Source organism: Bradyrhizobium sp. CCGUVB14, assembly GCF_024199935.1.
GTDB lineage: Bacteria > Pseudomonadota > Alphaproteobacteria > Rhizobiales > Xanthobacteraceae > Bradyrhizobium.
In genome coordinates this window covers 1078964-1094593 of record NZ_JANADS010000001.1, presented here as the reverse complement: position 1 = coordinate 1094593, position 15630 = coordinate 1078964, and the positions used below count along the sequence as shown (strand labels likewise).

At 65.3% G+C, this 15630-nt stretch carries 15 protein-coding genes; 4 read left to right on the top strand and 11 right to left on the bottom strand.

Features of this window, described 5'->3' with window-relative positions:
• Window positions 1–39 precede the first annotated feature (39 nt).
• The 4 genes from NLM32_RS05240 to NLM32_RS05225 all read right to left on the bottom strand — a co-directional run bounded on the left by NLM32_RS05240 (window position 40) and on the right by NLM32_RS05225 (window position 3006).
• Window positions 40–723, bottom strand: a complete 684-nt coding sequence (locus NLM32_RS05240; RefSeq protein WP_254128197.1) for a hypothetical protein — start codon at window positions 721–723, stop codon at window positions 40–42.
• A gap of 88 nt (window positions 724–811) precedes the next feature.
• A complete protein-coding gene (locus tag NLM32_RS05235) occupies window positions 812–1534 on the bottom strand; it encodes a hypothetical protein (RefSeq protein ID WP_254128196.1) in 723 nt (240 codons plus the stop codon).
• A gap of 133 nt (window positions 1535–1667) precedes the next feature.
• Window positions 1668–1916, bottom strand: a complete 249-nt coding sequence (locus NLM32_RS05230; RefSeq protein ID WP_194479426.1) for a hypothetical protein — start codon at window positions 1914–1916, stop codon at window positions 1668–1670.
• 124 nt (window positions 1917–2040) lie between these two features.
• Entirely contained in the window at window positions 2041–3006 is a 966-nt protein-coding gene (locus NLM32_RS05225; RefSeq protein ID WP_254128195.1) for a nitronate monooxygenase family protein, read from the bottom strand.
• Between the two features lie 107 nt (window positions 3007–3113).
• On the opposite strand from NLM32_RS05225, the gene NLM32_RS05220 reads away from it, so the two are divergent.
• Window positions 3114–4676 carry an AMP-binding protein gene (locus tag NLM32_RS05220; RefSeq protein WP_254128194.1) on the top strand — a complete coding sequence of 521 codons (1563 nt, stop codon included), beginning with the start codon at window positions 3114–3116 and terminating at the stop codon, window positions 4674–4676.
• 410 nt (window positions 4677–5086) lie between these two features.
• On the opposite strand, the gene NLM32_RS05215 is transcribed toward NLM32_RS05220, so the two are convergent.
• From NLM32_RS05215 to NLM32_RS05185, 7 genes are all read right to left on the bottom strand, one after another.
• Window positions 5087–5860: a thioesterase family protein gene (locus NLM32_RS05215; RefSeq protein WP_254128193.1), complete on the bottom strand. Its 774-nt coding sequence runs from the start codon at window positions 5858–5860 to the stop codon at window positions 5087–5089.
• A gap of 11 nt (window positions 5861–5871) precedes the next feature.
• Window positions 5872–6840: a nitronate monooxygenase family protein gene (locus tag NLM32_RS05210; RefSeq protein ID WP_254128192.1), complete on the bottom strand. Its 969-nt coding sequence runs from the start codon at window positions 6838–6840 to the stop codon at window positions 5872–5874.
• Window positions 6841–7123: 283 nt separating this feature from the next.
• Complete coding sequence (locus NLM32_RS05205) at window positions 7124–8524, bottom strand: aspartate ammonia-lyase (protein WP_254128191.1); 1401 nt, start codon at window positions 8522–8524, stop codon at window positions 7124–7126.
• Window positions 8525–8552: 28 nt separating this feature from the next.
• The gene (locus NLM32_RS05200; protein ID WP_254128190.1) at window positions 8553–9074 is read right to left on the bottom strand and encodes a hypothetical protein; all 522 of its coding nucleotides are present in this window, start codon (window positions 9072–9074) and stop codon (window positions 8553–8555) included.
• Between the two features lie 82 nt (window positions 9075–9156).
• Complete coding sequence (locus tag NLM32_RS05195) at window positions 9157–9759, bottom strand: YqaA family protein (protein WP_254128189.1); 603 nt, start codon at window positions 9757–9759, stop codon at window positions 9157–9159.
• A 35-nt stretch (window positions 9760–9794) separates the two neighbouring features.
• Window positions 9795–10199 carry a phosphoribosyl-ATP diphosphatase gene (gene hisE, locus NLM32_RS05190; RefSeq protein ID WP_254128188.1) on the bottom strand — a complete coding sequence of 135 codons (405 nt, stop codon included), beginning with the start codon at window positions 10197–10199 and terminating at the stop codon, window positions 9795–9797.
• 104 nt (window positions 10200–10303) lie between these two features.
• Entirely contained in the window at window positions 10304–10678 is a 375-nt protein-coding gene (locus NLM32_RS05185) for a hypothetical protein (RefSeq protein WP_254128187.1), read from the bottom strand.
• A gap of 227 nt (window positions 10679–10905) precedes the next feature.
• Between NLM32_RS05185 and NLM32_RS05180 the strand changes: the two genes are divergently transcribed.
• The 3 genes from NLM32_RS05180 (at window position 10906) to NLM32_RS05170 (ending at window position 15457) form a co-directional block, all read left to right on the top strand.
• A complete protein-coding gene (locus tag NLM32_RS05180; RefSeq protein WP_254128186.1) occupies window positions 10906–11946 on the top strand; it encodes an ABC transporter substrate-binding protein in 1041 nt (346 codons plus the stop codon).
• Window positions 11947–12031: 85 nt separating this feature from the next.
• Window positions 12032–13825, top strand: a complete 1794-nt coding sequence (locus NLM32_RS05175) for a glucan ABC transporter ATP-binding protein/ permease (protein WP_254128185.1) — start codon at window positions 12032–12034, stop codon at window positions 13823–13825.
• A gap of 189 nt (window positions 13826–14014) precedes the next feature.
• Complete coding sequence (locus NLM32_RS05170; protein ID WP_254128184.1) at window positions 14015–15457, top strand: D-alanyl-D-alanine carboxypeptidase family protein; 1443 nt, start codon at window positions 14015–14017, stop codon at window positions 15455–15457.
• Window positions 15458–15630: the final 173 nt, after the last annotated feature.

The window sequence follows — 15630 nt, the reverse complement described above, 5'->3', positions numbered from 1 at the left end:
CGCTCACGTTCGCGTGCGCGGCGACATGCCGGTCGGATGCTAGTCGTCGTCATCCGGACCGAACAACGCGAAGCCACCGCGCGGACGGCGGACGACGACATCACGGCTATCGGAATCCGCGCGAACGTTGCGCGCGACATCATCCCAATCGGTCTGATCTCGTCCGCCGCGTGCATCGCGCGTGTCGTAACGGCGACGCTCGGCCCAGCGTTCGTGCCGCTCCGCACGCCGCCGCTCGGACGCAGCACGCTTCACGTCAGACTCCCTGGCCTTGGCAAACGCGTTGTCAGGCGAGGATGCCGGCTCGGTCGAAGCCTGTTGCTCGACGGGTTTTGTCGCTTGCGAAAGCGGCGGAGCCGGTTTGGGCGGCTCGACCGCGGCCGCTGTCTGCGGAGGCGGCGCTGCCGCGGGTTCAGCGCTTGCCTGGGTGGTCGTCACATCGGGCTTGGTTTCAGGCTTGGCGTCGCCCTGTGCCTGTGCGGGCGCCGCGATCATCGCGCCGAAGGATTGCGATCCCGTGAGATATTGCACGCGCTCCGACGGCGCGCTCGTCGTGGCCGGCTTGGCGGCTTCCGCGCGCCGTTCCATCTTGCTCGTGTCCGGGCCCTGCTTGGGCGCGATCGGATGCATGATATTGCCGGCAACGATGCCGCCGCCGAGACCAATGGCGATAGCGGCGACGATCGATCCGGCACCGACGAAATAGGCTGTCGAGGCGCGCATTTGGCCCACTCCCTGTTTGGAGCGGGCAACGCCTGTCGATTACCGGATGTTCCTGATGGGCGCGCGGTTCCTCTGAGGAACTCCAGCTTCAGATCTGCTGCGCGACCTTCTCGAGCCCGATGATGCGGGCGAGCTTGCGCACTTCTTCCTTCTGGTCGTCACGCAGCTGGAACAGCAGCGGCATTGCGGCCGACTTCAACTGCTGAACCTCGTCGCAGTTCGGATCGATCTGCACGTTCGGGCCGTTCGGATTGGAGAGCCTGTTCGCCGAGATCTTGCGGACGACGTTGCGCAGCGCGGACTCGACCGAGGGCCAGTAGTATTCCTGCGACGACGACAGCTTCAGGCGATCCCTGATGCCGGCGATCTGCACCTCGGAGAGCAGCGAATAGGTCTTTTGCGGCTGCGGCTTCGAGATCGCCTTCGGCTTCGGTGCAGCCTCGATGGCGGCGGAGGTTTCCGCAGGAGCGGGCGCCTCGTTGACGTTCGCCGATGAAGCCGATTTGGGCATCGGGAAATCGGCAGGGGTCGCCGCCGCAAAGGCCTGACGCAGCGGCTCGGTCAGGACGGGTGCCTGCGAAAGCTGGTCGGCGGGAACCTGCACCGGGTTAATGGCGGCCGACGCCAGCGCCAGCGTCGGAACCAGCCGGTCGGCCTTCGCGGCCCGGTTGGCGGCGAGCGGCTTCGGCGCAGCCTGGGTGATCATCTCGGCACTGACGCTGGGCACGCTGTCGCGCCCGAGGATGGCAGTGGTGGCGGCGCCGAGGACGAGGAAACAGGTCAGCACAATGAGGGTGATGGCTCTGGACAAACGTCTCTCCGGAAGAACCGCTTCACGATGTTGTCAACGGTGCCCGGCAAAAGGGCACGAAATAAGGCTTGAGTGTGCCTTTGCGGCGACAATCACCAAGCCTGCGGCGACGAGGCCAAAAAGCCGAATGAAATCAGGCAGCTGCAGCCAGATCGTAGGCATCCTGGATGTCGGCGACGATCTCCGAGGCCTCCCAGACGGCGCGGGGCTCGACCGATTGCAGCGTCACCGTCCAATTGCCGCCCCGGCGGGTGCGGGGAACGCTGACGATGTCGAAGCGGACATTGCGGCAGAGCGGGTGGCGAGCCAGAGCATGCGCGACGCGGACGCGGATCTCGTCCAGCGTTGCGGCTGTCTTGCTGTTGAGAAAATCGAAATCCATCGCCTGTCCCTCTCGTCCTGATTGGCGGCCGTGAGGGGGATTCTTGGCGGGCGATGGTTAATCTGCCGTTAAGTGCGGGCTTGCGGAGCCATGCGGGATTAACCGTGCTGGGCGGCGCGGAACGCTATCGCCCCGTCGCCTCACGGTATTCGGCGGCCGTCCGGGCAACGAGATCGTCGACAGCCACCACCTCGGTGACACCGGACGTCGAGTGCCCGCCGCTCCAGATGTCGCGCCAGCGTTTGGGGCGGTTCTCGCGCGCGCTGACGTCGATGTCCTTGCCGATGTCGATGGCGCCGCGCGCCGGGAGATCATCAGGATCGAGCCCGGCCGCGACGATCGACGGCTTCAGCATGCTGGTCTGCAGGCCCGTGAAGGCGGTGGTCAGCAGAATGTCGTCGGCGCTGCTCTCGACCAGCATCTGCTTGTGGCGTTCGTCCGCCATGCTCTCGCGCGTCGCGATGAACTTCGTGCCCATGTAGCCGAGATCGCAGCCGAGCACCTCGGCCGCGTGCAGCGCGTGGCCGTCGCCGATGCCGCCGGCGAGCACGATGATGCCGTCGTAGAACGCGCGCACCGCGCGGACGAAGGCGAACGGGTTGAGCCAGCCGGTCTGCCCGCCCGCGCCCGCGGTGAGCAGCACCAATCCATCGGCGCCTTCAGCCGCCGCGCGTTCGGCGTGGCGGATCGAGGCAACGTCCGCCAGTACCAATGCACCCGCATCATGCAACGGCTTCAACACCGGCGCCGGCGAGCCGACCGATGTGATGACGATCTCGGGCCGGTGCTCGAGCAGCACGGCAAGATCCTGCTCCAGCCGCGCGTTGGAGCGATGCACGATCAAGTTCGGACAGAGCGGCGCAGCCTTGCGGCCAGTCTGGTCCTCGTGTGCACGCAACCGCGTCGCGATCTCGGTGAGCCAGTCGTCGAGCTGTTCCGTGCTGCGGCAATTCACGGTGGGGAAGCTACCGATCACGCCGTTGCGGCAGGCCGCGACCATCAGTTCGACGCCCGACACCAGAAACATCGGCGCCGCGATCAAAGGCAGGCCAAGACGATCGCGAAAACGTTGAAGTCGATCGGATGTCACGCAAATCTCCCGCGCGGGCTTTGTCGTTCCATCCCGCATTCGCTGTGCTAGCCTTGCGCGCAAACATTGGCACGACACAAGCCGATGACAAAGCAACGAGGAAACATATGTCCGATCCGCTCCACGCATCGTCACCGACTTGTGCGCAGACGCTACGGGCGTTGGCGCGCTATCCCGGCCGCACGGCGTTCGCATGGCCCGGCGGATCGCTGAGCTATCAGGGCACGCTCGATCTGATCGGACGCATCCAGGGCGTATTCATGCGGCTCGGCTTGCAGCCCGGCGCCCGCGTCGCCTTCCTCACCGCGAACCGCGCCGACACCTGGTGCGCCGGCGTCGCCGCGCAATTGTCGCGATGCTGCACGACCTGGCTGCATCCGCTGGGATCGGAGAGCGACCAGTTGTTTCAGCTCGAAGATTCCGAAGCGGACGTGCTGGTGGTCGATGTGGCCGCCTTCCGTGATCGCGGCGGCGAGCTCGCTACGAAAGCAACTCGACTCAAGGCGGTCTTCACGATGGGGCCGGCCGACTACGGCGTCGACCTCTTGCACGCGATCGAGGGCGCGGGACATGCCAGCGCACGGTGCCTCGCAAATCTCGATGATCTCTCCACGCTCAACTACACCGGCGGCACGACCGGGAAATCCAAGGGCGCGCTGCGTTATCATCGCGAGAACGCCGGTGCGGCCGGCGCCATCCTCGCCGATTTCGAGATCCCCGACGCCGCGCGCTATCTCACCGTCGCCCCGATCAGCCACGTCGCCGGCACAAAGGTGCTGCCGACGCTGATGCGCGGCGGCACCGTGCACATGCTGAAAGGCTTCGATCCCGAGGCCGTGCTGGCAACGATCGCGCGCGAGCGCATCAACTTCACGCTGTTCGTGCCGACCATGATCTATGTGCTGCTCGATCATCCCGCGCTTGACAAGACCGATCTCTCCTCGCTCGAGCTCGTGCTCTACGGCGCGTCGGCGATGTCGCCGAGCCGGCTGGTCGAAGGCATCGAGCGTATCGGACCGGTGTTCTCGCAGCTCTACGGCCAGACCGAATGCTATCCGGTCTCGGTATTGCGGAAGAAGGATCACGATCCCAGGACGCCGGAATTATTCCTGTCCTGCGGTTTCCCGATCGCAGCGTGCGAGGTCAAAATCCTCGACGACGACGATCAGGAGGTGCAGACGGGTGAAGCCGGCGAGATCTGCGTGCGCGCGCCGCATGTGATGGCTGAGTACTGGAAGCGGCCTGACATCACCGCGGAGACGTTGAAGAACGGCTGGGTCCACACCGGCGACATCGCGCGCCAGGACGAGCGCGGCTACATGTTCATTCTCGATCGCAAGAAGGACATGATCGTCACCGGCGGCTTCAACATCTTTCCGCGCGAGGTGGAGGACGTGCTGTCGCAACACGCCGATGTCGCGATGGTCGCGGTGGTCGGCGTGCCGGACGAAAAATGGGGCGAAGCGGTCACGGCCATCGTGGTGCCGCGCGAGGGCGCCAAGCCCGATCCGGACGAGCTGATCAATCTGGTACGGACGCGAAAGGGTTCCGCGCATGCGCCGAAACAGATCCAGTTCGTCAAGCAGCTGCCGATGACCGGCGTCGGCAAGGTCGACAAGAAGGTGCTGCGCGCCGGCTTCTGGAGCGGACGCGACCGGATGGTCGGATAATCTCCCTGATTGCAGCGACGGGTTCGGAATACACGTATCGCGCGAAATGGCAGGAATGATCAGCATTCCCATCCGGGATTCTACGGAGCTGTTGTGGCCGCGGCACCACAATGCGTGACGGAGTACGTGCCCGTGGCGACCACCCGATTGCAGGCGAATCAGGGAATCAAATAGACCGCTGATGGGGCTGGGAAGCGGAGTAAGCAATGAGAGTCGCTTCCCTGGAAAGTGCAGTCGCCGCGATCACGTTGATCACGGCTATCGTCGTGGTGCTGTGGGAGATCAAGATCTTCTACGGAGTGTGAACTGGCAGGATGCCCTGGTCCAGCACGGCCATGCATCCCTTCCGCGGCGGCGGAAGCCTGCCGTTCAATCGGCCCACGCAGCAACCGCGGCGCATGCCGCAACGCTCAACGCTTCTCGATCACCAAACTCTGCACCGCGTGGCCAAAATAGCCTTGGCGGTCAGCGAGCCGCGACATCGCGAGGCCGGCGCCATCAGGGCCGATCCAGGATTCGCCGTCGAGCAGGATCCAGTCGCCGACCGGCTGACGCGCCAGGCTCACCGAGAGGTCGGCGTTGATGTAGGTCCAGGTGCGGAAGTCGAGCGTCGAAGCGGTGCCGTTGGAGAAATCGGCGGCGACCACGGCGCGCATCGCCTGCGAAACCGCCTCGCCTTCGACCAGCGGATGGTCGAGGCGAAACCAGATCGCGCCGGCACCGGCCTGGCCGAAGCGGCCGCGCGCGGCGCGCATCGACATCATTCCCGCGAACGGACTGGTCGCACCGTGGCCGTCCTCGACCAGCGAGTCCTCCGGCGACGGCAGCGTGACCGGCAACTCCCTGACGTCGTCGGGCAGCGGCTGTGACTGCTGCTTGATCTTGAGCACGGTGGCGCCGACGACCTGCACGCCGTCGGCAAGCAGCTTGATCTCGCAGAGCTGGATCTTGCGGCCCTCGCGCAACACTTTGCTCTCGATCGCGAGCGGCGCCACCGGCACCGGGCGCATCAGATCGATGGTGACGCGCGCGATATGCATCGGCACGGGCGTCGGGATCCGCTCCGCCGCCCACGTCACCAACGCCGATGGCGCCGAGCCGTGCTGCATGCGCCGGTCCCACGGACCGGCGGCATCGGGGCTGGTGACGACGCGGTTGCCGTCGACACGGTAGATGGCGGGCATTGCGAGCGCCATCACAACGGCGGATCGACCGCCTCGTCGTATTCCTTCTTGAAGCGCGCGATCAGATCGGCGGCGGGCAAGATGCCCTCGACGCTGCCGATGCCCTGGCCGGAGCCCCAGATTTCCTTCCAGGCCTTCGGCTTGGCGCGCTCGCCGGAGGCGTCGGTGCCGAAGTTCATCTTGGAGGGATCGGATGTCGGCAGGTTTTCCGGATCCATGCCGGCGGCGAGGATCGACGGCTTCAGGTAATTGCCGTGCACGCCGGTGAAGAGGTTGGAATAGACGATGTCGTCGGCCGTCGAGCCCGCGATCATCTCCTTGTACTTCTCGACCGCGTTGGCTTCCTTGGTGGCGATGAAGGCCGAGCCGATATAGGCGAAGTCGGCACCGAGGATGCGCGCGGCACGGATCGCCTTGCCGTTGCCGATGGCGCCCGACAGCGCGATCGGACCGTCAAACCACTTGCGGGTTTCGGCAACGAAGGCGAGCGGCGAGATGGTGCCGGCATGGCCGCCGGCGCCGGCCGCAACCAGGATCAGGCCGTCGGCGCCCTTCTCGATCGCCTTGTGGGCGAATTTCTGATTGATCACGTCGTGGAAGACGATGCCGCCCCAGCCGTGAACGGCTTGATTGAGCTCCTCGCGCGCGCCGAGCGAGGAGATGATCATCGGCACTTTGTACTTGGCGCAGAGCTGCATGTCGTGGTCGAGCCGGTTGTTCGACTTGTGCACGATCTGGTTGACCGCAAACGGCGCCGACGGCTTGTCGGGATGGGCGCGGTCGTAGGCAGCGAGTTCCTCGGTGATCCGCGCCAGCCATTCGTCGAGCAATTCCGGCGGCCGCGCGTTCAGCGACGGGAAAGAGCCGACCACACCGGCCTTGCACTGCGCGATCACGAGGTCGGGCACCGAGATGATGAAGAGCGGCGAACCGATCACGGGGATCGACAGGCGTCCCTTGAACAGAGCAGGCATGGACATTGCGGAGCGATCCTTTGCTGACAGACGCATTGAAGGTTGGGGGCCATACCAACAAGGCAATCTTTCCACTGTCAAGTATTGCGTTTTGGCGCCGTGGCGGACGCCGCTACCGCAATTCCAACGCGCGGAATTCCTGCTTCACCTCTCCCATGGGGAGAGGTCGAATTGCGCAGCAATTCGGGTGAGGGGATCAAGTCCACGAGCAAGCGAAACCCCTCACCCGGCGCTGCGCGCCGACCTCTCCCTATGGGAGAGGTGTGGCACCATCAACGCCGCAACGGAATCACCCAACCAAATCCGGATTGATCAGCCGCTCAAACGAGAACATCTCGTCCCATTTTTCCTGCGTCAGCAGCTTGCGTTCGGTCACCACGATCTGGTGCAGCGACTTGCCGCTCTTGTAGCCCTCGCGCGCGATCTCGGCGCATTGCTTGTAGCCGAGCAGCGGCTTCAGCACCGTGACGATGCCGAGCGAGTTCAGCACCATGTTGCGGGTGTGCTCCTCGTTGGCGGTGATGCCGACGACGCAATTCTCGCGCAGGCTGTTGACCGCGCGCTCCATGGTGCGGATCGAGAAGAACAGCGCAAACGAGATCACCGGCTCCATCACGTTGAGCTGGAGCTGACCGGCGCTCGCAGCAAGCGTCACGGTGGTGTCGAGCCCGATGACGAGGAAGCTGGTCTGGTTGACGACCTCGGGGATCACGGGGTTGACCTTGCCCGGCATGATCGAGGAGCCCGGCTGCAATTGCGGCAGGTTGATCTCGTTGAAGCCGGCGCGCGGGCCCGAGGCGAGCAGGCGGATGTCGTTGCAGATTTTCGTCAGCTTGCTCGCGGTGCGCTTCAGCACGCCGGAGAGCTGAACATAGGCGCCGGTGTCCGAGGTCGCCTCGACGAGATCGCCGGCGAGAATGAAGTCGACGCCGGTCAGCGCACTCAGATGCCTGACCGCGAGCTTGGGATAACCAATCGCCGCGGTGACGGAGGTACCGATCGCGGTGGCGCCGAGATTGATCTCGCGCAGCAGCGCGCGCGCCTCCGAGATGCGGTCGACCTCTTCGCCGATCGTGGTGCCCCATCCCCGGAATTCGGCGCCAAGCGACATCGGCACGGCATCCTGAAGATGGGTGCGGCCCATCTTCAGCACGCGTTCGAACTCGCGGCCCTTGGCGAAGAAGGCCTCCTGGAGCTGGCGCAGCGCCGTCATGTAGCTCTCGAGCCGCAGGATCAGCGCGAGCCGGAACGCGGTCGGATAGGTGTCGTTGGTGGACTGGCCGTAATTGACGTGGTCGTTCGGACTGACGTGCTGGTATTCGCCCTTGTGGAAGCCGAGCGATTCCAGCGCGAGGTTGGCGATCACCTCGTTGGCGTTCATGTTGGTCGAGGTGCCGGCGCCGCCCTGGATGAAGTCGGTGACGAACTGGTCCATCATGTCGCCGGCGATGACACGGTCGCAGCCGAGGATGATCGCATCCGCGACCTTCGTGTCGATCGCGCCGAGATCGCGGTTGGCCATCGCTGCGGCTTTCTTCACATAACCCAGCGCCTTCACGAAGTAAGGCTCCTGGTTCATGGGAATGCCGGTGATGTGGAAGTTCTCCTTACCCCGGATGGTCTGGACACCGTAGTAGATGTCGTCGGCGATCTCACGCTGTCCGAGGAAGTCCTGCTCCGTGCGGCTCATGGGCACTCCTTGCTGCTCGCGCGCGGCGTCAGTTCTGGCACAGCGCGCTGGTGACGACGGTATCGGTGCGGCAATCATCCGGTTTGCGTTGCCTGCCCGGAATGAGAACCTTGGCCGAGCACTTCTCGGCTGAATCGGTGTTGAGGCTCTTGCCTTCCTGGTAGCCCTTGCTCTGGCAGAGCTGGTTGGCTGCGAGCTTGCAGTCGGCCCCGCCGTTCGACGAGACCGGACAGGCCACGCGCCCCGACACCATGGTGGACGGCCGCGCCAGGCGCGACAGATCGTTCATGGTCTCGCTCGGGCTTTTGATCGGCGGCAGGATCGAGGGCAGCTTGTCGAACAGCTTGCCCATTTCATTGATCAGCCCGGGGTTTTCAGAAGGCGCGGGCGTCGACGGCGGCGGCGCAGCCTGCGGCCCCTGCTCCTGCAGCCCGAGCGACGGCGGCGCCGATTGCGCCCACCCGATCCCGCCGGCACCGGGCAGGAGCAGCAGCACCGCTGAGATCAGCGTCCCGAGCCGCACTGCCGGGTTTCCGGATCGAACCATCATAGGGACAACCGTAACCGAAGCCGGCGCGGCGTGAAAGCGTTGCGGATCTCTGTCCTAGATCAGCTTGCCTAGATCAGCTTGCCTAGATCAGCTTGATCGCCACCACGAATCCGAGCACCAACACCGCGGCGCCGAGCGCCACCCACAATCCGAGATGCTCCTCGAGCTTGTGCCGGATCCAGTCGCCGTAGCGGTTGAGCAGGATCGCCACGATGAAGAAGCGGCCGCCGCGCGCGACGATCGAGCACAGGACGAAAAGGACGAGATTGTAGCCGGCAAAGCCCGAGGTGATGGTGACGAGCTTGTAGGGGATCGGCGTCAGGCCCTTGAGCAGGATGATCACCGCGCCCCACTCCGCGTAGGAGGCACGGAAGGCATCGACCTTGTCGCCGAGACCGTAGACCTGGATCAGCCAGTGACCGACCGAGTCGAACAGCAGCGCGCCGATGGCGTAGCCGAGCAGGCCGCCGATCACCGAGGTGGCCGTGCAGATCGCGGCATAAAGCCAGGCGCGCTGTGGGCGCGCCAGCGACATCGGGATCAGCATCACGTCCGGGGGAACGGGAAAGAAGGAGCTTTCGGCAAAAGCCACGGCCCCCATGATCCAGAGCGCGTAAGGCTTGTGGGCGGCGTCGATGCACCAGTCGTAGATACGTTTCAGCATGGCGCCGCGATGAAGCACCATGGGACGGATTTGTCCATCGCCAGTTTTGTGACGATTTAGTGCCGCTTGCGCGCCGCGCGGCCTTCGAGCGCGACAATTGGCCGCCGGGCCGAGATACCCGCTGACGCGACTTTGGGCAGCTTCGCCGGCGACTTCGGCAGCTTTTCGGCAATGCCCAACATGTCCTCACGCCGCGACATTTCACGCCAGACGTCCTCGGGGCGCACGCCGGCGGAAGCCCAGAGCACGGTGAGATTGTAGAGCAGATCGGCACTTTCCCGGACCACGGCCTCGGTGTCGCCGTTGACCGCATCGATCACGACCTCGATCGCCTCTTCGGCCAGTTTCTTCGCCATTTTGGAGGGCCCACGCTGAAACAGCCGGGCAGTGCGCGATGTTGCCGGATCAAGGTCCCTGGCCGCGAGCACAGCCAGATATAGCCGCTCAAGCGAATCACTCATGTACGCAAAACTACTCTAAACAAACGGTCGACGCGTTAACGGTTGACAATAAAGGACAAAAAAGGCCGGCGCGGCAAGCGCGCCGGCCTTTCGTGGTCAATGACTTACCAACAACCGGCGCCGCTTCGGCTGCAGCTGGCGAAGGGGTCGCGGCCGACGCTGCCATTGCCCGGGTATTCGCGGCTGCCCGGGCCGGTGTACGGGCCATGGTAGTAGACGGGGCCCTCATCGTAATAGACCGGACCGGGACCGTAATAAGCGGGAGCGTCGTAGGCGTAGGCGTCACGGGTCGCGGCGATCGCAAGCCCGGTGCCGATGGCGCCGGCAATGGCCGCGCCGGCGAAGGCCGCACCGCCACCACCATGCCAGTGGCGACCGCCTGCGAACGATGCGGTGGGGGCGACGGTGGTCAGCGCCAGCACCGCGGCGGTGGCGAGAACGGCCTTGCGGCCGGCAAGTTTCGAAAATCGGTCAAACATCGCTTGGACCCTCCTTGGGACCGTCATTGGTGCCTCGAGACAGGCTCATGTCTTCCAAACACCCGCAGCCCATGTTGGGTTCCCCAACCCGAACGGGAGATGAATGGGGCTGCGTGATCATGACGCAACCACCGCTCATCTACCGTTCAGGTTGAGGCGATCAGAGTTGTCCGCGGCCGGCGCTGCGAGCGTCACGAAACCACAACAATGCGGAACCGGCGCGACCGATGGTTGGAATCAAGACGATCGTCTCTCACGTCCTGTTGGTCCTCTCGCTCGTGCTTGCCGCACGCGACGTCCATGCGACCGAGAGCGCCGCGCCGTCTGTGGCAATCCACCTCACCTTCGACCGACCGGTCGATGCGAGCATGGCGCCGTTCTTCATGGCCGCGAAGGACGGCCAGTTCGGCGCCGAGCACCTCAACGTCTCCTTCAACAGCGCGGCCGGCTCGCCGGAGGCACTTGCGCGCGTTGCGAAAGGCGATAGCGAGCTCGCGCTCGTCGACATCAACGAGCTCATTCGCTTTCGCGACAAGGCCGACGCGCCGAGGGTCAAGGCGGTGTTCGTGCTGTTCAACCGCGCGCCTTACGCGATCGTCGCCCGCAAGAGCCGCGGCATCCATCTGCTCTCCGATCTCGACGGCAAGACCATCGGCGTCGCCGACAGCGATCTTTCGATCCGGCTGTGGCCGGCGCTGGCCCGGCAGAACGGCATCGACGTCTCGCGCGTGAAATTCTTCAAGATGAGCGCGGCGGTGCGCGAGCCGGTGCTCTCGGCGGGACAGGTCGACGCCGTCGCCGGCTTCTCCTATCTCTCGGCGGTGAATTTGCGCGACCGCGGCGTGCCGGCCGACGACCTCGCCGTGCTGCGTTATGCCGACTATGGCTGCGAGGCCTACGGTTTTGCGGTCGTCGCCAATCCCGCCTTCGCTGCGGCGAAGCCGGATGCGGTGAAAGGTTTTGTCCGCGCGCTGATTGCGGGCATCAACGCAACTGCGAAGGAGCCGGCGCGCGCGGCGGACGAGGCCGCCGGCCGCATCGACGACGGCGACCGCGACCTCGAGCTCGCGCGCCTGCGCACGGTGCTCGCCGACAACATCCTGACCGACGAGGTCCGGCGTAACGGCCTCGGCGGCGTCGACCCGGCACGCCTGGAGCGCGCGATCGACCAGATCGCGGAAGATTTCAGATTCCGCAAGCGTCCGGCAGCGGGCGACATCTTCGACGACCGGTTCCTGCCACCGGTCGAAAGCCGGCTCATCAATTGAGCAAAACCGGCAGCTTCTGCTGTATCTCGCGGGCAATCCCTGCTTAGAATATCGGCTCCCTGACCCGCCCGAGTTCTTCGTCCGCATGCCCATCCTCCGTCTCTACACCCGCGTTCTCGAGCTGCTCGGCAAGGAGGCGCGCCTTGGCTGGCTGCTGGCGTTCGCCAACCTCCTGCTGGCGGGTTCACAATTCGCCGAGCCGGTGCTGTTCGGCCGGATCGTCGATGTGCTCTCCGGCAAGACGGTGGCGGGCTCGAACTCGGCCTGGCCATTCCTGATGGCATGGGTCGCGTTCGGATTGTTCACCATCGCCTGCAGCGCGCTGGTGGCCTTGCAGGCCGACCGTCTCTCCCACCGCCAGCGCCAGGCGGTGCTGACCAGCTATTTCGAGCACATCCTGCAACTGCCGCTGACGTTCCATTCCGGCACGCATTCGGGCCGGCTGATGAAGGTGATGCTCAACGGCACGGACGCGCTGTGGCGGCTCTGGCTCGGCTTCTTCCGCGAGCACTTTGCCGCCATCCTGTCGGTGGTGGTGCTGCTGCCGCTGTCGCTGTACCTGAACTGGCGGCTGGCGATCCTGCTGTTCGTGCTCTGCGTCGTCTTCACCGCGCTGACCACCTTCGTGGTGCGCAAGACCTTCGGCATGCAGATGGCGGTCGAGGAGCAGTATAGCGAGCTGTCCGCGCGCGCCTCCGACGCGCTCGGCAACGTCGCGCTGGTGCAGAGCTTTGTGCGCGTCGAGTCCGAGGTGCAGGGGTTGCGCTCGGTCGCCGACCAGCTGCTCGCGGCGCAAATGCCGGTGCTGTCATGGTGGGCGCTCGTCACCGTGATCACGCGCGCCTCCACCACCATCACCGTGCTCGCGATCTTCACGCTCGGCATCGCCCTGCACGACCAGGGCCTCACCTCGGTCGGCGAGATCGTGATGTTCGTGAGCTTCGCGACGCTGCTGATCCAGAAGCTCGAGCAGGTCGTGAGCTTCATCAACAACGTGTTCATGGAAGCGCCGCGCCTGCGCGAGTTCTTCAACGTGCTCGACGCCGTGCCCGCGGTGCACGACCGGCCCGACGCGATCGATGCGGGGCGCCTCTCCGGCCTCGTCGAGTTCAACGACGTCACCTTCTCCTATGACGGCAAGCGGCCGGCGATCGAGGACCTCTCCTTCACCGCGCTGCCCGGCCAGACCATCGCGCTGGTCGGCCCGACCGGCGCCGGCAAATCGACCGCGATTGCGCTCTTGCATCGCGCCTTCGATCCGCAATCCGGAATCATCAGGATCGACGGCATGGACGTGCGCGGCGTCACGCTGACATCGCTGCGGCGAAACATCGGCGTCGTGTTCCAGGAAGCGCTGCTGTTCAACCGCTCGATCGCCGAGAATCTGCGCGTCGGCAAGCCTGACGCGACCGAGGCCGAGATGCGCAAGGCCGCCGAGCGTGCGCAGGCGATCGAATTCATCGAGCGCAGCGGCGGCTTCGAGACCAACGCCGGCGAGCGTGGCCGCATGCTGTCCGGCGGCGAGCGGCAACGGCTGTCGATCGCCCGGGCGCTGCTGAAGGACCCGCCGATCCTGATCCTGGACGAGGCGACCAGCGCGCTCGATGCGGTCACCGAGGCCAAGGTGAACGCTGCTCTCGATGAAGTGATGAAGGGCCGCACCACCTTCGTGATCGCCCACCGTCTCTCCACCATCCGCAATGCCACGCGGATCCTGGTGTTCCAGAACGGCCGGGTGATCGAAAGCGGAACTTTCGATGAACTCGTGGCCAAAGGCGGCCATTTTGCCGAGCTCGCCAAGGCCCAGTTCATGGTGCAGGAACGTGCGAAGGCTGGCGTTGCCGCCGAGGCCGCGGCCTCTGCCGCCAAATCCCCTTAGCAAGTCCCCGCAGCACCGTCGAAATTCGGCCTATTTCGTTGCGGAATACCCGGCCGAAGCCCCTATTCTCGACGCAAGAGCCGGTATAGGTTTGCGCTGCCGCGAGCGGCGGCGCTGGATTTCAGAACCGAACAGAGATCACGAGATCCCGACCGGAACCGGCGGATCTCCAAGGACCGGAATCGGATAGTGCACGCCTTTCGCCCGCTGCTTCGCAAGCCCCTGTTCAACCTGTTGGCCGCGGCTCTCGCAGTCGGCGCGCTGCTCGCACCGCGCATCGCAAACGCAGAGGCGCTGCTTCTGATCGAAGCCGACAGCGGCAAGGTGCTGCAGGCGGACAACGCAACGATCCCCTGGTATCCGGCCTCCGTCACCAAGATCATGACCGCCTATGTGACGTTGAAGGCGGTGAAGGACGGCAAGATCACGCTGGACACGCTGCTGACGGTGTCGCCGACGGCTGCCTCGCAGTCGCCCTCGAAGATGGGCCTCCGTCCGGGAACACAGCTCACCGTCGACAACGCGCTGAAGATGATGATGGTCAAGTCGGCGAATGACATGGCCGTGGTGCTCGCCGAAGGCCTCGGCGGCTCGATCGATGGCTTCTCCGTGATGATGAACGACACCGCGAAGAAGCTCGGCATGACGCAGACGAACTACGTCAACCCGAACGGCCTGCCTGCGGACGGACACGTCACCTCGGCCCGTGACCTCGGCATTCTCGCCCGCTCGTTCCTGCGCGACCTGCCGGAATACGAGTACTTCGTGCACATTCCGGCGATCCGCTTCGGCAAGCGCGTCACCGGCAATTTCAACAAGCTGATCGGCCGCTATCCCGGTGCCGACGGTTTCAAGACCGGCTTCATCTGCGCCTCCGGCTACAACCTCGTGGCTTCCGCGACGCGCAACGGCCGCCGCCTGATCGCGGTGGTGCTCGGCGCCAATTCCGGCACCGCACGCGCGGTGAAGGCGGCGCAGCTGCTGGAGCGCGGCTTCAGCCAGGACAATCTGTCGTGGCTGCGGCCCTCGCTCGGCACGGTCGAGAACCTCGTGCCGGTCGACGCCTCGCCACCGAACCTCCGCGAGGAGATGTGCGGCGGTCACCGCAAGCGGCCGGCCAGTGACGACGACGATGCGCTGATCGCGACCAACGGCACCGGCAGCGGCTCCTTAACCGGCGGCGCCGCCCCGGTGACGTTCTTCACCGCCGGCCTCCAGCCGCCGCTGATGAAGGCGTCCGAGCTGATGGCCTCGGCCCCGGAAGCTGCGGAGCCCGTGGTGGTCTACACCGGCCCGACCCGCACCGGCGCGGCCCTGGTTGCGGCGGTCGCGGCCGACACCGATCAGCAGACCCCACCGAAGGCGCGTGGCAAGAAGTCGCGTACCGCCAAGAAGCCCGACGCCGGCAGCGATGCCAAAACAGCCGCGGCGAAACCGGCGGCCGCCAAGCCTGACGCGGCTGCCAAGGCGGACGCCAAGAGCGATGCCAAGACTGCGGCAAAGCCGCCGGCGAGCAAGCACGCCGCGGCCAAGCCTGCTGCAGATAAGCCGGCGGCGAGCGGCGATCAGGCCGCAAAGCCCGCCAAGCCCAAGGCGGCCACCAAGCCGAAGCCCGCGCCGAACAACAGCTAGGTTAACACTGCAGTCCCGTTGACGCGCGAGCCGCACTTCGCACATGCGGCAGCGACTTGCGACGATTCCAGTAGCCACTCTCCGGCCTTTGCCCTAAGCCTCGACCGCTTGCCAGCCGTTCCGGCAGGCTCGATACTGCCGGCAATGAGGCAAGCCCGAGACACAACGGGCTC